Source organism: Streptomyces sp. NBC_01669 (genome assembly GCF_026339735.1).
GTDB lineage: Bacteria > Actinomycetota > Actinomycetes > Streptomycetales > Streptomycetaceae > Streptomyces > Streptomyces yanii.
In genome coordinates, this window is sequence record NZ_JAPEQG010000003.1 from 165840 (window position 1) to 183537 (window position 17698).

The following is a 17698-nucleotide window of genomic DNA, read 5'->3' on the forward strand; positions in this document are numbered from 1 at the left end:
TGCCCCACCCGAACAAACTGACGTTGACCGGTGAGAGCTAAGCGAGCAGCACAACAACAGGTCAAACAACTGCCATGCCGGCTGTTCACAACCATCCGTTGTTCTCTAAGGTGGATCGCCGTGGATCTCGAAGCAGTACGTACCTTCGTCGCTGCCGCCGACGCGGGGCAGTTCCAGGAGGCCGCCGCCGAGCTGGCGGTCACCCAGCAGGCCGTCTCCAAGCGCATCGCCGCGCTGGAGCGCAAGCTCGGCGTGCGGTTGTTCACCCGCACCCCGCGCGGCGCCGCGCTCACCATCGACGGGCAGGCGTTCCTGCCCCACGCGCGCGAGCTGCTGCGCGTCGCCGAACGCGCGGTCGCGTCCGTGCGCACCGGCCGCCGTCCACTGCGCGTCGACATCATCGCCTCGCGCGGCGCGGCGTCGGGCCTGATGCGCGGATTCCACCGCGCGCACCCCGAGATCGACCTCGGCGTGGTGATGCTCTTCGACATCGAGACAGCCGTCGCCGCCATCCGCTCCGGCACGATCGACGCGTCCTTCCGCGCCGTCGCCGCGCCCGGCCGGCCCCTCCCCGAGGACATCGAGTCCGTCCGGGTGCTCGACGAGCCGCTCCAGCTCCTGACCGGCCCCGCCCACGCGCTGGCGGGCGCCCGGTCGGTGCCCCTCGCGCAGCTCGCCGGGCACCGGATCTGGATGCCCGGCATCGTCCCCGGCACCGAGTGGGCCGCCTACTACGACGACCTCGTCGCCGAGTTCGGCCTCACCATCGAGGCGACCGGCCCCAACTTCGGCTCCGACGCGCTCCTCGACACCGTCGCCGACACCCCGGCCCTGGCCACCTTCATGGGCGGGCAGACCCGCCTCGTCTGGCCCGCCGGCCACGGCCTGCGCCGCATCCCGGTGACCGACCCGACGCCCGTCTACCCGCACTCCCTCCTCTGGCACCGCGACAACCCCCACCCGGCGCTGGCCACCCTCCGCGCCCACCTCGCCGCCACAGCGACCGGCCACGACGCCACCGGGACCTGGACGCCGGACTGGGTCTTTCCCCGCTGAACGCCTCCGCGTCCGCGGTCACCGTGGCCGGATCGCCGGACGGTAGCTCGGGGGCAGACGTGGCCATCGGCACACTCCCGCTCTCCCCACGCTGGGGGATGGAGGGTGCGATGTCGTCGGTGACACCAGCCGGCCCTCGACGTGCGGCCGCAAAGGTGCGCCGGAGTGGCCGGACGCGACACGAGGACCAGATCCGTCCCTCACACGTATCATCTCTCCTCACACACATGACACCATGAGGTGATGCCACCGGGTACCCGGTGTGCAGCGTCATGAGCGCGCTGCCGGCCGTCCCCCGGGCGGGCCGATGAGCCACAGCGGCAGGGGCCCTGGGTATCCGGCCGCGCGACGAGAGGATCAGATCGACCATGCCGAAGGTTCTGCGGGACGAAGACACCGTCCAGGTCCGGAGCGATGTCTACTCGGTGTCCGGCAGCAACACCAACTGGGTGATCGTCAAGGAAGGCGACAGCCATGGTTCAGCCGAGGAAGCCGCTCTGGCGGCCCGCGAACATGCGATCAGGTGACGGTTCCCGGCCCCGTGGCGTGCACCGAGGTACTCTGCCGCGCTCCCGGACCGTGGGCCCACAGGTGGGCCACGGCCGCAACACACAGCGGTCCACAAAGGGTCTCCGCGGGCGTTCGACGACACACCTGCCGAGCACTCTGTACGGAGTGAGCCTGATGTGGGTGGCTGCCACGCGCCCTTGGCGGTCGAAGAAATGCCGGCGCCAACTATATGAGCGAGTACATCGGCGCCTATCGTGAAGGGTGAAAATGCCCAGCGTATCGCCTGGCACCGACACTTATCTGCACGGGGCCCTCGGCGTGGGTACCATGCGCAACATCATTCATAGCGAGGGAGTGAAACGGTTGTGACCAGCCAGTCAGCCGCTACGTTCCGATCGCGGTTGGTAGAACAAGCCGCGTCGGACCTGGAGGAGAACCACCGCCGACAGCAGGAGCTGACGGAGAGGATCATGGTCTTGAAGCAGGAGGAGGCCCTCCTGACAGACATTCTGAAGCTCGCCGAGCGGTACGTGGGTTTCGCCGATCCGTCGCGTCTGCCTGAGCAGTTGCAGAACGAGCCCGCCGTCGCAAAGGCGAAGCGAGCACCCGCCGCAGCCGCTGCGCGACGCTCGGCCGGGACCAGCCGTGGGGCAGGTGACACAGCGGTCGGCGCGAAGGGGAAGTCGCGCCAGCCGCTGCTCGGTGACCTGCTGATGGACCTGCTCGGCAAGCACGACGGGCCTCGCCTGGCGAAGGAACTGCGGGACGAGCTTCTGGAGAAGCACCCGGACCGGAACCCGACTCCGCAGGTGGTACGGAACACGCTCGAATCGCTGGTCGCCAAGGGACGCATCCAGCGTCACAAGCAGCAGCGTTCCGTCATGTACACCCTCGTGGAGCACGACTGACATGTTCGTGTGTCCCGCGCGCGGTGGCTCACGGAGCCGGACGCATGTGTGCGCTCCGTGCGACGTTGTCCCGCTGCGGGGCTCCGGGCATGACCGGGGGTCCTCCTGCAGGACGGTATCCGCCAGCCGTCGCACCTGATCGACCTCGTCGACGGCCGGGTCGAGCACGAGTCCGTCGCCGCCGAGGTCGTGGAAAGCCCTGACCCTCGCCCGTACGGCCTCCGCTCCCCACGCACCTCGGCGGCTCCCGCCCGCGCACCGTCCGGTCCGGCCGGCGGGTGGTGACCGTGGACGTAGGCTCGGCCCTGCTTGCCCTGAGCCCGATACCCCGCGGGGGGACGACGAGTCCGGCCCGTTCCAGGTCCTCGGCGTAGGCCGCGGCGAGTCGGGCGCCGCGGCGCCACAGCCAGTCCCCGACGGTCTCGTACGGTTCCCGGCGGACGAGCGAGGCGAGCGCCTGGCCCAGCAGGCGGTCGCCCGTCGTCACCCGCGGTCCGGGCACCATACGGTCGCCGTCGAGGGTCAGCGCCCCGCTCTCCAGCAGGTCGATCGCCTCGGCCCCCGCCAGGACCAGGGAGAGGTCGCCCTGTTCCACGGACCGGTCCGGCGGCAGACCCAGGGTGACGAGCGCTAGATCGCGTGCGGTGGTCAAGAGCAACACCGTTGCGTTAGCGCCGTGAGCGGCTATTGAGGCCGTGGTCGAAGAACGCGACGGTGGTGTGGACGGTGTAGTTCTGGGCCTTCTGAGGGTGCTGTCCGGCGTTCGGTCCGTACTTGCTGGTGGGGTTCTTGCGGGTGCGGGCCTTCACTCGTTGCCGTCGGTGGGCGGGCAGGAGGGCGTCCAGGGCCGCGTGGCCGATCGTGCCGACCAGGTCGACGAGGGCGTTGGGGAAGATTCCATGACCGGCGGTGACGGTGTCGGTTGCGGCGGCCAGCAGGACGGTGAAACTGATCCGTTCCATGGGTACTTCCGGCCGACCGGTCAGGGCATCGTCGCCGGCGCGGATCAGAGCCTGGTAGGCGGTGAGCAGGGCGTAGACCTCCTGGTCGAGGCCATCGATGCTGCGGGAGCGCAGGACGCGGCCGTCGAGCATCGTGGCCTTGATAGAAAAATACGTAGTTTCCGCCTGCCACCTGCGGTGATAGAGATCAACGAGCTCGGCGGCCGGATACCGGACGGGGTCCAGCAGGTTGGTGATCAGCCGCCACTGCTCGGAGCGGACGGTGCCATCGGCCAAGGTGACGGTGAGGGTCGCCTCGATCACGCGTACCGGCAGCAGTACTCGCAGGACGCCGTAGCCGATGCGGGCGATGTAGGAGCCGTCGCCCAGGTGCCCGGCGGGGGTGGGGACACGGCGGGCCCCGGAGCGCACCAGGAACCGCGCCCCGCTCTGATGGACGGCATCGAGGAACTCGTTGCCGTCGAAGGCCGCGTCGGCCAGCAGGAGCATCGTCTTGTCCAGGGCGGCCAGAAGCCGCTTGGCATAGGGGAGTTCACCCTCGGACTCCGGTCCGAAGGCGGCGGCTATGAGCGCGCGGGTGCCGCACTCGACCAGGGTCAGCAGCCGCAGGAGCGGATAGCCGAACTCCAGCCCCTCCCCGGCCCGTTTGGGGTAGCGCCAGGTGAGCGTCGCGTCGTCGGGGGTGTGCAGCAGGGTCCCGTCGACGGCCACCGTGCGCAGACCCCGGTAGAAGGACCCGTCCTGCCCGGGCCGGGCGACGGGCCCGGCCAGCGTCTCGAACAGACGCCGCAGAGGTGCGGCCCCCACCCTGCGCCTGGCCCGCGTCAGCGAGGAGACCGCGGGACGCACCAGGGCCAGCGGGGTCAGGGCGGCGGTCAGTTTGGACCACACCGTACGGTACGAGCGGTGCTCGAACAGCGCGAGAGCGAGCACGAAGTACACCACCACCCGCGAAGGCAGCAGCCGCAGGCGCTTCTCGCGCCGGCCGGTCTCCTCCAGCACCGCGTCCACCAGCGCAAAGTCCACGACCTGGGTCAACTCCCCCAGATGACCCGGCGCGAACACACCCCGGGCTGTCTCGATCGTGGACGTGATGACAGACTTCTCCTGCAACGGGACCCCTGACCTTGATCGATTTTCTTCGCCGATCGTTGATCTATCAGGTGGTCCCGTTGCGCTGTTCAGCAGGGCTTGACGTACAGCTCAGGGGCCAAACGCAACGGTGTTGTGGTCAAGAGTCCCTCCTGGTCTCCAGCAGGCGCAGCCACACCTCGCTGATCGTGGGGAAGGCGGGTACGGCGTGCCAGAGGCGGTCGACGGGCACCTCTGCGGTGATGGCGACGGTGGCCGAGTACAGCAGTTCACCGACGCCCGGTCCGGCAAAGGTGGCGCCGACCACGACCTGACGGTCGCGATCGATGAGAATGCGGGCCTTGCCCCGGTAGTCGGGGCGGTACTGGAGGGCTCCGGCGAGGTGGCCGATCTCGTGGTCGACGACCTCTACGGCGCGACCGGTGAGCTCGGCCTCGCGGACGGTCAGGCCCACGGAGGCGACCTCGGGGTCGGTGAAGACGACGCCCGGGACCGCCTCGGTGTCGGCCGTCCCGCTGTGCGGTGCCCAGCGGCCGGTGTCCAACTGCTCACCACGGGCCCGGGCACCGATCACGGCACCCGCGATGCGGGCCTGGTACTTGCCCTGGTGGGTGAAGAGTGCCCGGTGGTTGACGTCTCCGACGGCGTACAGCCAGTTCCCGGGGACGGCGGTGACCGTCAGGCTGTCGTCGGTGGCGAGCCAGTCGCCCGGGACCAGTCCCACGGTGTCGAGCCCGATGTCCTCCGAGCGCGGAGCGCGGCCGGTGGCGAACAGGATCTCGTCGGCGGTCAGTTCACCGTCGTCCGTCAGAGTGATCCGGACCTCCCCGTCCTGCGTCCGCTCCGCTGCGGCCACCGAGACGTTGAACCGGACGTCCGCGCCGGCTTCCCGCAGCCGCTCGGTGACCAGCTTCCCGGCGAGGGGCTCCATGCGGGGCAGCAGCCCGTCCCCACGGGCGAGCAGGGTGACCCGGCTGCCCAGTGCCTGCCAGGCGGTGGCCATCTCGACGCCCACCACACCCGCGCCGACAACCACCAGGCGCCCGGGCGGTTTCCGGGCGCTGGTCGCCTCCCGACTGGTCCAGGGTCTGAGGCTCTCGATCCCGGGCAGCGGGGGCAGAGCCGCGCGACTGCCGGTGCATACGGCGACGGCGTGCCGGGCACGCAGCCGGACGGTGCCGCCGTCCGGGGTCTCCACCGACACCTCGCGCTCTCCCGCCAGGCGTCCGTGACCGCGCAGAAGGTCGATGCCGACTGACTTGATCCACTCGGTCTGGCCGTCGTCCTTCCAGTCGGCGGACATGCGATCGCGATGCGCGAGGACGGCCTCGATGTCCAACGGTTCGTTGACGGCGGGGTGGATGCCGGGAACGTGTACGGCGTCGGCGCGAAGCAGCACCGGGCGCAGCAATGCCTTGCTGGGCTCACAGGCCCAGTACGAGCACTCGCCGCCGGCCAGTTCGCTCTCCACGATGACGGTGCTCAGGCCCGCGGCGGCGGTGCGGTCCGCGACGTTCTCACCTACCGGCCCTGCGCCGATCACGATGACGTCGTAGGTGCGGATGTTCTCGGTCGACATGTGTCCTCCGGTGGATGGACGGGGCCGGGGGGATGGGGCCGGGTGGATGTCCTGGCGCCGGGGATGGCGGCCCCGGTGCGGCGGGAGAGGTCAGCCGCGTCGGGACCGGGTCTCAGCGGCCGGGGGCGCGCCGGGTGACCTCCTGGAGGAACCACTCGTTGAGAAGATTCCTCCCCACCTCCCGCGCGGGACGCGCGCTCACGGTGGGTGCCGCACTGCTCTCCGCGGGGGCTGCCCTCGCACCGGCCGGAACGGCCGCGGCGAGCACGGCCACGGAGAGCCGGCACACGGTGGACTACGTCGCTCTCGGCGACTCGTACGCCTCCGCGCCCCTTGTACCCATCCAGCTCGATACGACCTGCCTGCGCTCCGACCAAAACTACGCGTCGCTGGTGACACGGTCGAAGGCCGCGACGCTGACGGACGTCACCTGCTCCGGGGCCACCACCGCCGACATGACGGCCCCGCAGAGCGACGGTGTGCCGGCGCAGCTCGACGTCCTCGGCCGGGGTACCGACCTGGTCACCGTCACCATCGGCGGCAACGACATCGGCTTCTCGACGGTGCTGGGCACCTGCGTCCAGCTCATGTCCGGCAACCCGGGGGGCACCCCGTGCCAGACCCACTACTCGGGTACCGGAACGGACCGGATCACGGACGCGATCACCGAGACCGGGCCGAAGGTCGCACAGGTGCTGCGTGGCATCCACCGCCGCGCGCCGCGCGCCCGTGTCGTGGTGGTCGGCTATCCCGATCTCTTCCCCGACGACGGGGTGGGCTGCACCAGCAGGAGCGTGCCGCTGGCCGCAGGGCGACTTCGCCTGGCTTCGCGACAAGGAGAAGGAGCTCAACGCCATGCTGGCCCGCCAGGCGCGGCACAGCGGGGCACGGTACGTGAACACGTACACGGCGACCGTCGGGCACGACCTCTGCAAGCCGACCGGTGAGCGGTGGATCGAGACCTTCGCCCCCGAGACACCGGCGGCGCCGGTGCACCCCAACGCCGCGGGTGAGAGCGCGATGGCCACCGCCGTCGAGGGCGCCCTCGCACATCACGGCCGGCACCACTGACGTTCGTGTCGTAGCGCGGTCGCCCGACCGGACGGCGGCTCGGGCCCTCTGCCCGCCCGTCCCACCAGGGCGCTGCCGGCTTGTGGGTTCCCAGGGCGGGCCCGGCACGATTCCGTGCCGGGCCCGCCCTGGCCCGTGGCCCCACGCGGTTCTGTGAGTCACAGGAAACTGGACGGCGGTGGACCGTATCCCATGAGTGTCACGCTCTGCGCCCAGCTCCACACCTGTGTGGTGGGCCAGGCAGGCTCTTCGGAGCCTGACGCGCTCCTGGACGGCGGCTCGCCGGGGACGGTGGTGACACTGCCGGGAGCGGGCCGAGGAAGCCTGGCGCGCCCTACGTGTGTGTGGGTCGTGAGAGCCATGTCCCGTCCTCGCTCTTCGGTAGCCGGTGTGGGTGTGTGGGAGAGGGGAAGCGGGTCCCGTGCCGGGGGGAAGGGGGCACGGGACCCGCGGTCAGAGGGAGGAACGGGTCAGGCGGCGGCGCTGGCGTTGATGGTGACGGGAACGTTGTCGCGCGTGGCCTTGGAGTACGGGCAGATCTGGTGGGCGGCGTGTGCGAGTTCCTCGGCCGTGGCCTGGTCCACACCGCCGAGGACGGGGGTGAGGACCGCGGAGAGGGAGAACTCGCCGTCGTCGCCGTGGGTGAGAGTGATCTCGGCCGTGATGGTGGTGCTGGTCAGCCGGACCTTGCGCAGGCTGGCGGCGCGACGCAGGGCACCGAGGAAGCAGGCGGCCCAGCCGGCGGCCAGGAGCTGCTCGGGGTTGGTCGCGGTGCCGGAGCCGCCGAGTTCCTTGGGGAGAGCGAGGCTGGTGTCCAGCAGGCCGTCGGAGGAGCGGACATGACCACCGTTCCGGCCCTCTCCGTCGACGTCGACAACGGCGGTGTAGGTGACTGCCATGACTGGTGCTCCCCATCTGGGTCTGGAGGTCTTGGGTCATTCCCTGACCAGGACGCTTTCTCGTCACTGGCTGAGGAGGTGACGTAAGCATGGCAGGTTTTCACGTCACCCGTCAAGGCGGTGACTAATGTCTGCTTGCGGCCGCCTCCGACACGTGTCGCGCGCGCTCCGTGCCGCAAGCGCCTCCGTGGCACACGCGCCTGCGTGCCGCACACGCCCCCGCACTCCTTCTGCGACATGCCCGAGCCTTGCCGCCGGCAGCGAGTCACATGTGCCGCACCGCCTCGGATTCCACCGCGCGGATGAACCGCACACAGCGCACCGGGAGGGGCTGCCCGAGGCACGAGGGTCCCTGTGCAGATTACGTACGACGGCTGCCGCACCTGGCGTGCGACAGCCGTCCGCGACCGGAACCACGGCACGTTCCGAGCGGCAGAATGCCCGGCCCTCGCTCGTCCTCCCCTATGCGGACTCCGGCCCGGCTGCAGCTTGGGTCGCCACCACTTCACGCTGTCCCGGCCACAGTGGCGTCGCGCGGACGATCTCGTAGCCGCCTTCGTCCAGGACGGCTACCGGCGAACCAGACGGGGTCGTCCTCGTCGACTTGACGACCACGAAGGTGTTGTCGGAGTAGTTGAGGTCGCTGATCATCATGAACAGCGCGTCCTCGGACGGGTCGTAGATAACGACTCGGTACGCGATAGCCAGAGACTCCGAGGGATGCGATGGCCCTGGCGATCCTGCGAGACTGCCGACATGACTGCCATGATCGTGGTCAGTGACTACAACCCCCGATGGGCCGAGCGGTTCGAGGATCTGCGGCAGCGACTGGCACCTCACGTCGCGGATCTGGCTGTGTCCATCGAGCATGTCGGCAGTACGGCCGTGCCCGGGTGCGCCGCCAAGCCAATCATCGACCTCGACATCCTGGTGTCCGAGGAGGCAGTCATACCCGAGTTGATCTCCCGGCTCGCCGCGCAGGGCTACCGACACGAAGGCGATCCGGGGATTCGAGGACGGGAGGCATTCCAGGCCCCTCCTGCGGCTCCCGAACATCATCTGTACAGGGTGGCCGCGGGCTCAAAGCCCCACCTTGATCACGTCCTACTCCGTGATTACCTGCGTCAGCGGCCCGATGAAGTCCGGCGCTACAGCGCGTTGAAGGTGGACCTGGCGCAGCGGTTCCCTGCCGACAGCGAGGGCAGGGCGGCCTACTCAGCAGCGAAGAGCGCGCTGGCCGAGGAACTGGCCGCGAAGTCCTACGCTGCTCGGGCCGCCGGCGCATCGTGACGCGAGGCGGACCGCACGGGTTGGTGATGTTGTGACGCATTACCGAGCCCGTGCGGCCTTGTCTCGTCCTGCCTTCTGCGGCCTTGATGATGCACATCTCGGGGGTTCGATCGAGGAGTTGGCCGTTCCGTGGACGGCCCGGTGCGAGTCTGCACTGCGCGAGCGCCGCGGCGGAGAACGCAAGCGGGCAGCCGGCGCGGGGCCGGACCACGAACTGGTCTTCACCGACCGGGTCCTGGTCACCGTGGTCTACCTGCGTCTGCGCCTGCAGCTGCCGCACGCGGCGCTCGCCGAGCTGTACGGCGTGACCCGTCCCACCATCACGCGCGCCATCCACGAGATCCGCCCGCTGCTCGCCGCCCGCGGCTTCGCCGTTCCCGGCCGACCCGGCATCCGCCTGCGCAGCCTGGCCGATGTCTTCGCCTATGCCGAAGCCGAAGGCGTCGAACTGAGAATCGACGGCACCGAGACCCAGGTCCGCCGCCCCAAGGCTGGGCACCCCGGCCGCAAGGCGTTCGTCTCCGGCAAGAAGAAGCAGAACACCGCCAAGACCACGACCATCGACGACGGCTCGGGGCGTTATGCCTGGCGTGAGGCACGCCGGCACGCCCCGACCTCGATCGCGTACCAAGTCGTAAGGTCGGCGGCCGCCCAGCAGCCTTCCCGCGCCGCTTGCGGATTCTGGCCTGGTCGGCCGGCTCTTAGGAGTAGAAGCTGAACGGCGCAAGATCCACCGGACCCGCCAAGAAGGCAGGCGATCTGCCGGGGTAGGCTGGCATTCCATCCCTGTTCTTGCGTGGGTATCCCCGGCTTCGGCCGGGGAGGGAAACGCGTCCTAAGCCCGGAGGCGCGAAGCGCCGGAGTTCGCTCCGCCTCTGTCGTTGCGGTCAGATAGGCCGCTTCTGGCCTTCGATGTACTGGCGGATCACGGTCAGCGGTGCACCGCCGCATGATCCTGCGAAGTAGGAGCGGGACCAGAACACTGACCCCATGCCGATCCGGTTGATGCGGCCGGTGTACTCGGCCCGCAGGTACCGGGAGCTTACGCCCTTGAGGGAGTTGATCAGTTTAGACAGGGCGACTTTCGGCGGGTAGTGCACCAACAGGTGCACGTGATCCGCCTCGCCGTTGAACTCGCGTAGCTCTGTCTCGAAGCTGGCGCAGACCTCTCGCATGATCTCCTCGCACCGTTTGAGCATGGCGTCATCGAAGATGTCACGCCGGTACTTGGTGACGAACACCAAGTGTGCGTGGAGGGTGTAGGTGACGTGCCGTCCGGTGCGGATATCGGGGTTTGGTTTCCAGCGTGGTGACATACGCCAAGCGTAGTATGATCAAGCGAGCCAACGTGGAAGGGGGTGGGTCGGATGATGCGTGCGTACAAGTTCCTTATGCGGCCCACCGTGGGCCAGACGATCGCACTGGGCGAGATGCTGCGCGATCACTGCTCCCTCTACAACGGTGCCTTGCAGGAACGCCGTGACGCGTACCGGCACGTATCGAAGACGAGCATCAAGTACGGGATGCAGTCCGCGCAGCTCAAGGAGATCCGGGTGCACGACCCGGAGCGTCAGGGCCGGTGGTCCTTCTCCTCCCAGCAGGCGACGCTTCGCCGTCTCGGCAAGGCATTCGCCGCGTTCTTCCGCCGCGTCAAGGCGGGGGAAACGCCGGGCTACCCGCGCTTCCGTGGCGTGAACTGGTTCGACACGGTCGACTTCCCCAAGGACGGGGACGGCTGCCGCTGGGACTCCACTTTGCACGACCCGGTCACCCGCGTCCGCTTCCAAGGTGTCGGGCACGTCAAGGTCAACCAGCACCGGCCGGTGGTCGGCAAGGTCAAGACCGTGTCCCTCAAGCGTGAGGGCAAGCGCTGGTACGTGATCCTGACCGCCGAGCAGACCGCGCCTAAGCCGCTTCCCGCGACCGGCTCTGTGGTCGGCATCGACATGGGCATAGCCAACTTCCTTGCCGACTCGGGCGGCGAGTTCATCGAGAACCCCGGCACGGGCGGAAGGCCGCCGCGAAGCTCGAAGCGGCACAGCAGGCTGTCGCTCGGTGCAAGCGCCGCAGCAACCGGCGTAAGAAGGCCGTCCAGAAGGTTGCGGACCTGCACCGAAAGGTCCGCCGTCAGCGCCTCGATCATGCACACAAGACCGCGTGGGGCCTGGTCCGCGAACACGACTTCATCGCGCACGAAGACCTTAAGATCCGCAACATGGTCAAGGCCCCCGCACCGAGGCCCGACCCCGACCGGCCGGGCAGCTTCCTGCCCAACAGGGCCGCCGCAAAGGCCGGACTCAACCACTCGATCTCGGATGCCGGATGGGGGGTGTTCCTGACGATCCTGCACGCCAAGGCTGAAAGTGCCGGACGAGACGTGATCGCTGTGGACCCCCGCAACACCTCCCGGACCTGCCCCGAATGCGGGCACGTCGCAGCGGAGAACCGGCCCACACAGGAGAAGTTCCACTGCGTCTCGTGCGACCACAGCGCGCACGCGGACACGGTGGGCGCCCTGAACGTTCTACGGGCCGGGCTGGTCCGTCGCGAAGCCGCACCGGCATAGCGAGAAGCCCCCTCGTTCACGACTCCGTTGGGAAATCCGTAAACCGGTGATGCCGAGTGTGCCGGGCTGCCATGATCGGCCTGTTCGCCGATCGAGGGTGGGGCTGGATGTCGCTGGAGCCGCGGGCTGATCGTGGAGTGCCGGAGCTGACTGCGCGGGTGGTGCGGGCTTCGTTCCCGAAGGGGACGCTTGCGGTCCGTGTTCGTGAGGCGCTCGGTCCGCTGTTCGAGGACGAGTCCTTCGCCGAGGCGTTCCCCGGACGGGGGCGGCCGGCGGTCTCGCCTGGGGCATTGGCGCTGGTGTCGGTGCTGCAGTATGCCGAGGGGCTCACCGACCGGCAGGCCGCTGACCAGGTCCGGGCCCGGATGGACTGGAAGTTCCTCCTCGGTCTTGAGCTGGACGACCCGGGGTTCGACTTCTCCGTCCTTTGCGACTTCCGTGCCCGGCTGCTCGAGCACGGTCTGGAGGAGAAGGTCCTGGACCTGATCCTTGAGCGCATCTCCGGGCTCGGGCTGCTGCGCGCGGGGGGCCGTCAGCGGACCGACTCCACCCACGTGCTCGCGGCGGTGCGGACGTTGAACCGGATGGAGTTCGTGGGCGAGACCCTGCGGGCTGCGCTGGAGGCCCTGTCAGCGGCGGCCCCGCAGTGGCTGTCCGCGCTGGTCACCGAAAACTGGGTCAGACGATACGGCGCCCGGATCGACTCCTACCGCTTCCCCAAGGGGGAGAACGTGCGCCAGGAGTGGGCCGAACAGGTAGGCCGTGACGGCTTCACGATCCTTGAGGCCGCCTTCGCTCCCGGCTCTCCGGACTGGCTGCGGGAGATCCCCGCCGTCCAGGTCCTGCGCCGGGCCTGGGTCGAGCAGTACCACCGTGATGGCGAGGGGGTGCACTGGCGGGAGGGCAAGGACCTCCCGCCGGGCAGACGCCGACTGTCCTCGCCCTACGACCCGGACGCCCGCTACGGCGTGAAGCGGGGATCGGGCTGGTGCGGCTACAAGACGCACCTGAGCGAGACCTGCGAACCCGATGTCCCACATCTGATCACCCACGTGGTGACCACGGATGCGACGGTCGCCGACACCGAGCTGACCGACGTGGTCCACCAAGGCCTGGCCGCACGGAAGTTACTTCCAGGCGAGCACGACGTGGACGCCGGCTATGTCACCGCCGCGCACATCGTCACCGCCCGGGACGAGTACGGGATCGAGCTGGTGGGGCCGGTCGGACTGGACACCTGCCACGAGAACCACGAAGGCGAGCACTTCACGCAGAGCGCCTTCACGATCGACTGGCAGACCAAGAAGGTCACCTGCCCCCAGGGCAAGATCAGCGCCAGCTGGTCCGACCAGCGAAAAAGCAGCGGAACTCCCATCGCGCGGGTGCACTTCACCGCCCAGGACTGCGGGAACTGCCCCGTGCGCGAGAAGTGCACCAAGGCAGCGAACGGCAAATGGGGCCGCAGCCTGACCCTGCTCCCCCAAGACCAGCAGGAGGCGCTGGAAGCGCGGCGCCGCGAGCAGCTGACCGACGAGTGGCAGCAGCGTTACAACATCCGCGCCGGCGTGGAGGGCACGATCTCCCAGGCAGTGCGGCGCACCGGCATCCGCCGGACCCGCTACACCGGCCTGCCCAAGACTCACCTCGGCAACGTCCTCGCCGCCACGGCGATCAACATCATCCGCCTCGACGCCTGGCTCGACGACACACCCATCGGCAAGACCAGAACCACACATCTCGCCGCACTTGACCTGACCGCCTGACCGTCAGCCGATTCGCGGATTTCCCAACGGAGTCGTTCACGAGGGGGAGGAGTCACGGCAATAAGCACAGCCCTGTGGTCCTTCGCCCTAGTTGTAGGGCTCCTCACTCTGACTCCTGGCCTCGACACGGCGCTGATCTTGCGCACGTCGGCCCTTGGCCGGCGTAGGAGAGCCTGGGGCGTCGTCCTCGGAATCCAGACCGGCACCCTGGTGTGGGGTGCGTTCACCTCCCTCGGAGTGACCGCGCTTCTCACGGCCTCTCACCTCGCCTACACCGCGTTGCGCTGGATCGGCGCCGCCTACCTGATCTGGATGGGGGCGCGCATGCTCCGGGACACCTTCCGAGGTCTGCCTGCGCCAGACATGGACGATTCCGTTCTGGCCGCCGGCGCGGACTCGGTCGGCGGCGGCTGGCGGCAGGGAACGCTCACCAACCTCCTGAACCCGAAAATGGGCGCCTTCTACGTCGCTGTCCTGCCCCAGTTCATCCCCCCAGGCACCGGCCACTTCACCATGGGCCTCCTGCTCACCACCGTGCACATCCTCATCGGTCTGCTCTGGTCCGCCGTCCTCATCGGCTTCGCTCGCATCCTGCACGGCTGGCTCCGCACGCCCCAGGCTCGCCGCCTGCTTGACCGAATCACCGGCACCGTCATCGGTATCTTCGGTATCAGATTGGCCCTCAGTAACTGACGCTCCGACTGGCAGGGTCAGCGACCCGCTTAGCGGTCGGCTCCGGAAGTCCTTCGGGGGTTGATCATGCTGTTGGTCGGGCGGAGGATTCTTCCTGGTGATCGGTGGTGTGCCGGTCGAGTCTGGCCAGTAGATCGTCCAGGTCGGAGGTGGTGAACTTCCACTGGAACGGCTGTGCTGTGGCGTTGTAGCGGTCTTCGAAGGCTCGGAGCCGGTCTCCGACCTGGGTCAGGGTGGTGAAGTCGTTGGGCGCGACGACCTTGCGCTGGACCACGGAGAAGTAGATCTCCACCTGGTTCAACCAGGAGGCGTGGACCGGGGTGTGCACCAGCACGGCGTTTGGAAACGCGGCGGTCAGCCGGTCGGCCGCTTTGTGGCCGCGGTGGGAGGATCCGTTGTCCACGATCCAGAACACCCGCTTGGCGCTGGCGTAGGGTTCTTGGCTCATGACCTGGGTGACCAGGTTCATGAAGGGGTCGATGCCGGTGCGCGGTTCGGTGCGGCCGAACACCTTCGCGTGGTGGACGTCGTAGGCGGCCAGGTAGGCCAGGGCGCCGCCGCGGCCGTAGGTGTGGTTGACGCGCATGGCGCGGGCCTGTCCGGGGGCCAGGGTGGGATGGCAGCGACAGCGGGCCTGGATGGAGGTCTTCTCGTCGGCGGAGATGACGTATTCGTCTTTGCCGAGCGGGACGCCCTGCCAGGTGTGGGCGTACAGGTCCAGCACGCGGGCGGCCTTGGGCCGGAAGTCGGGGTCGGTGATGAAGATCCAGGAGCGGTGCTGCCAGGGCTTGAGCGTGTCCTGGGCGAGCCAGCGGCGCACGGTGGACGCGGACACCGTTTCGGCGATGCCCCGCTCGACGGCCTCGCGGGCCAGTGCCGGGCACGACCAGCGTGACAGCGGGGTGCCGGTCTCGGCGGGTAACTGGCAGGCCAGCGCCTTGACCTGGACGGCCTGCAGGGCGGTGAACGCCTGCGGCCGGCCGGACCGTTTGCGGTCGGCCAGCCCGGGCAGGCCTTCCCCGGCGAACCGGCCCCGCCAGGTGCGCACGGTGTCCAGGTGCAGGCCCGTCTCCCGGGCAATGCGCGCGTTGGAGCGGCCCCGCGCGGCGTGAAGCACAACGTGCGCGCGCATCCGGGCCTGGTGGGGAGTCTTGTGGCCGTAGGCCATCTTCTTCAGCCGGCGCCTTTGCGACGCGGTCAGCGATATCGGGCAGGCGGCGGCAACGGGCAAGGCAGGCAGGCCGATCAGCAGAAGTGGATCTTCCGGCTGGATCCTGCCGCAACACCTGAGACAGCGACCAGGCAGGATGACCCCATGCCCACCCCGCCGGAGTCGACCAAGTCCTCCCTCGCCCAGAAGCTCACCGCGCGAGCCCGCACGGCCTGGCCCCAGCTGGCCGCCGTGCACGTCCGCCACCGCGGCCAGTTCGCCTACGTGGACGGCGAACTGACAGGCGGCGAAAGCATCAAGCTCATGCGCCTGCGCTACGGCGGATACGCCACCACCTGGGGTTTCGCCCTCTACCTCGCCAGCACCGACAGGTACGAGGACACCATCCTGCCCACCGGCAGCTTCGTCGGCACCCCCGAGGACGCCCTGGACTGCGCCTGCGGCCTCTACCTCTCCACCCCGGACATCTGACCAAACCCCGGACACGACACCGACTCCGCAGTCAACCCCCGAAGGACTTCCGGAGCCGACCACTTAGACACTCACTGCTGCTACCCGTTGATTTCCGCTCAATCGGGCATACGGTGGATGCGACGGAGTCGCCAGGCGCGGATCTCGCTGTAGAGCACGGCTGCCGCAAGTAAGAAGAGCATGGTCTCTATGCTCGCTGACCACGGTTCAGCCACCCACCAGTGACCTATGACCGCCCACCCGGCGCTGATCAGCACGGCGAGGAGGTAGCCGCGCAGACGTACACGCAGCCGACGCACATCGTGTCGTGGTTCAACTGCCATGATGGCCCTGTGTCATCGCAGGATGATGCTGGTCCAAGCGTATGGTGATCACCTTTGCCCGGTAAGTCAACACTGCAGCAGGAACTCGGTGTTGGGCGTTGTCACGTTGATGGCGCGGTGACCGGTCGATGGAGCTTCGGGGCGTGCTGAGGTGTGGTTTCGGTGCCCGTTTAAGCCGCGGTAGTCAGGCCGATGTTCTCGGTGACGTGGTCCCAGAGGGTGAAGCGGAAGGTCATTTCGAAGCGGTGTTCGGCGGCGGTGCGGAGATGTCGCCGGGTGCGGAAGTGGGGTGAGATGCCGCTGAACGCGGACAGGAACCGCTGCGCTCCACCGACGGAGCGGAAGCCCTTCATCGCGCGTTCGCGTTGCCTCGTCGGCTGGTGGGGGTTCTCGGTCCGGTTGTTCAGTCCCTTGTGGGAGCGGTGCTCCACCGAGGGCATGATTTCGCGGTGGGCCGCGCCGTAGGAACGCAGCTTGTCGGTGACGATCACCCTCGGCACCGCCCGGGTCTTCTTCATCAGACGGCGGAAGAACCGCCTGGCCGCGGCCTTGTCGCGGCGGTTCTGGACGAGGATGTCGAGGACGTTGCCGTCCTGGTCGACGGCCCGCCACAGGTACTTCTGCACCCCGTTGATCTTGATGAAGACCTCGTCCAGATGCCACTTGTCGCCGGGCCGTGGCTGTCGGCGGCGCAGTCCGGCGGCGTAGGCCTGTCCGAACTTCAGACACCACCGCCGCACCGTCTCGTAGGAGATGATGACGCCGCGCTGGAGCATCAGCTCTTCGACCTCGCGGTAGGACAGAGGGAAACGGAAGTACAGCCACACGCAGTGCGAGATCACCTCGACCAGGTACCGGTGACCCCTGTACGACGGCAGCACAGACGACACCAGCGATCCCCTCCCCAGCGTGATCAACACGAAGATCATCCCACCCGGTCAGCCAACGTGACAGTGCCTCGTCCAGGAAGGCGTGGCCAAGACCGTCGTCGCCTTCGCCGCCCTGGACTGCATCCCCTGTCCGACCAAGGAGCAGTGCACCAGCTCACGAAAGGGCCGCCGACTCAGCCTCTACCCCCGTGAGCTCACCGAGGCCATCCACACCGCCCGCGCCCAGCAACAGAACGGAACCTGGCAGCGTGACTATGCCCTCCGCGCCGGGGTCGAGGGCGCCATCCGCCAGGCCACCCACACCACCGGCCTACGCCGAGCCCGCTACCGCGGCCTCGCGAAGACCCACCTCGACCACACCACCAGCGCCACCGCCCTCAACCTCATCCGACTCGCAGCCTGGTGGAACGGCCGCCCCCTCGACCGCGGCAGCCACAGCCACCTAGCCAGACTC

At 68.6% G+C, this 17698-nt stretch carries 18 protein-coding genes and 3 pseudogenes; 12 read left to right on the forward strand and 9 right to left on the reverse strand.

What is annotated here, in order from left to right; genetic code table 11:
- The first annotated feature begins 120 nt into the window (after window positions 1-120).
- The 3 genes from OG972_RS47695 (at window position 121) to OG972_RS47705 (ending at window position 2474) form a co-directional block, all read left to right on the forward strand.
- Window positions 121-1056: a LysR family transcriptional regulator gene (locus OG972_RS47695; protein WP_266993293.1), complete on the forward strand. Its 936-nt coding sequence runs from the start codon at window positions 121-123 to the stop codon at window positions 1054-1056.
- A 368-nt stretch (window positions 1057-1424) separates the two neighbouring features.
- A complete protein-coding gene (locus tag OG972_RS47700; protein ID WP_266993295.1) occupies window positions 1425-1583 on the forward strand; it encodes a hypothetical protein in 159 nt (52 codons plus the stop codon).
- Between the two features lie 348 nt (window positions 1584-1931).
- A complete protein-coding gene (locus tag OG972_RS47705; RefSeq protein WP_266993297.1) occupies window positions 1932-2474 on the forward strand; it encodes a hypothetical protein in 543 nt (180 codons plus the stop codon).
- A gap of 28 nt (window positions 2475-2502) precedes the next feature.
- On the opposite strand, the gene OG972_RS47710 is transcribed toward OG972_RS47705, so the two are convergent.
- From OG972_RS47710 to OG972_RS47720, 3 genes are all read right to left on the reverse strand, one after another.
- Window positions 2503-3126, reverse strand: a complete 624-nt coding sequence (locus OG972_RS47710) for a GPP34 family phosphoprotein (RefSeq protein WP_266993299.1) — start codon at window positions 3124-3126, stop codon at window positions 2503-2505.
- A 16-nt stretch (window positions 3127-3142) separates the two neighbouring features.
- A complete protein-coding gene (locus OG972_RS47715; RefSeq protein ID WP_266993301.1) occupies window positions 3143-4549 on the reverse strand; it encodes an IS4 family transposase in 1407 nt (468 codons plus the stop codon).
- 118 nt (window positions 4550-4667) lie between these two features.
- A complete protein-coding gene (locus OG972_RS47720) occupies window positions 4668-6107 on the reverse strand; it encodes an NAD(P)/FAD-dependent oxidoreductase (RefSeq protein WP_266993303.1) in 1440 nt (479 codons plus the stop codon).
- 158 nt (window positions 6108-6265) lie between these two features.
- Here OG972_RS47720 and OG972_RS47725 point away from each other — a divergent pair, with 158 nt between their 5' ends.
- Together OG972_RS47725 and OG972_RS49485 are read left to right on the forward strand one after the other, a co-directional pair.
- Window positions 6266-7054: an SGNH/GDSL hydrolase family protein gene (locus OG972_RS47725; protein ID WP_323136002.1), complete on the forward strand. Its 789-nt coding sequence runs from the start codon at window positions 6266-6268 to the stop codon at window positions 7052-7054.
- On the forward strand, window positions 7002-7178 hold the full coding sequence (locus OG972_RS49485; protein ID WP_323136003.1) for a hypothetical protein: 177 nt from the start codon (window positions 7002-7004) through the stop codon (window positions 7176-7178). Before OG972_RS47725 ends, OG972_RS49485 begins: the two co-directional genes overlap by 53 nt.
- Window positions 7179-7648: 470 nt before the next feature.
- Here OG972_RS49485 and OG972_RS47730 read toward each other — a convergent pair whose 3' ends face one another.
- Both OG972_RS47730 and OG972_RS47735 read right to left on the reverse strand, forming a co-directional pair.
- Window positions 7649-8077, reverse strand: coding sequence for an organic hydroperoxide resistance protein (locus OG972_RS47730; protein ID WP_266993305.1), 429 nt, complete (start codon window positions 8075-8077; stop codon window positions 7649-7651).
- A gap of 462 nt (window positions 8078-8539) precedes the next feature.
- Complete coding sequence (locus OG972_RS47735) at window positions 8540-8731, reverse strand: hypothetical protein (RefSeq protein WP_266993307.1); 192 nt, start codon at window positions 8729-8731, stop codon at window positions 8540-8542.
- Between the two features lie 102 nt (window positions 8732-8833).
- Here OG972_RS47735 and OG972_RS47740 point away from each other — a divergent pair, with 102 nt between their 5' ends.
- Together OG972_RS47740 and OG972_RS47745 are read left to right on the forward strand one after the other, a co-directional pair.
- Window positions 8834-9367, forward strand: a complete 534-nt coding sequence (locus OG972_RS47740) for a GrpB family protein (RefSeq protein WP_266993309.1) — start codon at window positions 8834-8836, stop codon at window positions 9365-9367.
- Between the two features lie 109 nt (window positions 9368-9476).
- Window positions 9477-9929, forward strand: a pseudogene (locus OG972_RS47745) (transposase family protein); the annotation flags it as partial.
- A 325-nt stretch (window positions 9930-10254) separates the two neighbouring features.
- Here the strand turns inward: OG972_RS47745 and tnpA are convergent.
- Window positions 10255-10683 (reverse strand): IS200/IS605 family transposase, encoded by a 429-nt coding sequence (gene tnpA, locus OG972_RS47750; RefSeq protein ID WP_266988239.1) that lies wholly within the window; start codon window positions 10681-10683, stop codon window positions 10255-10257.
- Window positions 10684-10734: 51 nt separating this feature from the next.
- Here tnpA and OG972_RS47755 point away from each other — a divergent pair.
- From OG972_RS47755 to OG972_RS47765, 3 genes and pseudogenes are all read left to right on the forward strand, one after another.
- Window positions 10735-11933: pseudogene (locus OG972_RS47755) on the forward strand (RNA-guided endonuclease InsQ/TnpB family protein).
- A 107-nt stretch (window positions 11934-12040) separates the two neighbouring features.
- Complete coding sequence (locus OG972_RS47760) at window positions 12041-13696, forward strand: IS1182 family transposase (RefSeq protein WP_266991537.1); 1656 nt, start codon at window positions 12041-12043, stop codon at window positions 13694-13696.
- A 60-nt stretch (window positions 13697-13756) separates the two neighbouring features.
- Window positions 13757-14389: a LysE family translocator gene (locus OG972_RS47765; RefSeq protein ID WP_266993694.1), complete on the forward strand. Its 633-nt coding sequence runs from the start codon at window positions 13757-13759 to the stop codon at window positions 14387-14389.
- Between the two features lie 64 nt (window positions 14390-14453).
- Here OG972_RS47765 and OG972_RS47770 read toward each other — a convergent pair whose 3' ends face one another.
- Window positions 14454-15620, reverse strand: coding sequence for an IS630 family transposase (locus OG972_RS47770; protein ID WP_266993311.1), 1167 nt, complete (start codon window positions 15618-15620; stop codon window positions 14454-14456).
- 84 nt (window positions 15621-15704) lie between these two features.
- Between OG972_RS47770 and OG972_RS47775 the strand changes: the two genes are divergently transcribed.
- Window positions 15705-16031 (forward strand): hypothetical protein, encoded by a 327-nt coding sequence (locus OG972_RS47775; protein WP_266993313.1) that lies wholly within the window; start codon window positions 15705-15707, stop codon window positions 16029-16031.
- Between the two features lie 98 nt (window positions 16032-16129).
- Here OG972_RS47775 and OG972_RS47780 read toward each other — a convergent pair whose 3' ends face one another.
- Both OG972_RS47780 and OG972_RS47785 read right to left on the reverse strand, forming a co-directional pair.
- Window positions 16130-16354: a hypothetical protein gene (locus OG972_RS47780; RefSeq protein ID WP_266993315.1), complete on the reverse strand. Its 225-nt coding sequence runs from the start codon at window positions 16352-16354 to the stop codon at window positions 16130-16132.
- Between the two features lie 170 nt (window positions 16355-16524).
- The gene (locus OG972_RS47785; RefSeq protein ID WP_266993317.1) at window positions 16525-17244 is read right to left on the reverse strand and encodes an IS6 family transposase; all 720 of its coding nucleotides are present in this window, start codon (window positions 17242-17244) and stop codon (window positions 16525-16527) included.
- A gap of 82 nt (window positions 17245-17326) precedes the next feature.
- On the opposite strand from OG972_RS47785, the pseudogene OG972_RS47790 reads away from it, so the two are divergent.
- Window positions 17327-17626: pseudogene (locus OG972_RS47790) on the forward strand (transposase); the annotation flags it as partial.
- Window positions 17627-17698: the final 72 nt, after the last annotated feature.

Excerpts from the sequence above, each read along its gene's own strand:
- OG972_RS47700 (WP_266993295.1), top strand. The coding sequence starts at position 1,425 with ATGCCGAAGGTTCTGCGGGACGAAGACACCGTCCAGGTCCGGAGCGAT.
- OG972_RS47720 (WP_266993303.1), bottom strand. The coding sequence starts at position 6,107 with ATGTCGACCGAGAACATCCGCACCTACGACGTCATCGTGATCGGCGCA.
- OG972_RS47730 (WP_266993305.1), bottom strand. The coding sequence starts at position 8,077 with ATGGCAGTCACCTACACCGCCGTTGTCGACGTCGACGGAGAGGGCCGG.
- OG972_RS47735 (WP_266993307.1), bottom strand. The coding sequence starts at position 8,731 with ATGATGATCAGCGACCTCAACTACTCCGACAACACCTTCGTGGTCGTC.
- OG972_RS47740 (WP_266993309.1), top strand. The coding sequence starts at position 8,834 with ATGACTGCCATGATCGTGGTCAGTGACTACAACCCCCGATGGGCCGAG.
- tnpA (WP_266988239.1), bottom strand. The coding sequence starts at position 10,683 with ATGTCACCACGCTGGAAACCAAACCCCGATATCCGCACCGGACGGCAC.
- OG972_RS47760 (WP_266991537.1), top strand. The coding sequence starts at position 12,041 with ATGTCGCTGGAGCCGCGGGCTGATCGTGGAGTGCCGGAGCTGACTGCG.
- OG972_RS47775 (WP_266993313.1), top strand. The coding sequence starts at position 15,705 with ATGCCCACCCCGCCGGAGTCGACCAAGTCCTCCCTCGCCCAGAAGCTC.
- OG972_RS47780 (WP_266993315.1), bottom strand. The coding sequence starts at position 16,354 with ATGGCAGTTGAACCACGACACGATGTGCGTCGGCTGCGTGTACGTCTG.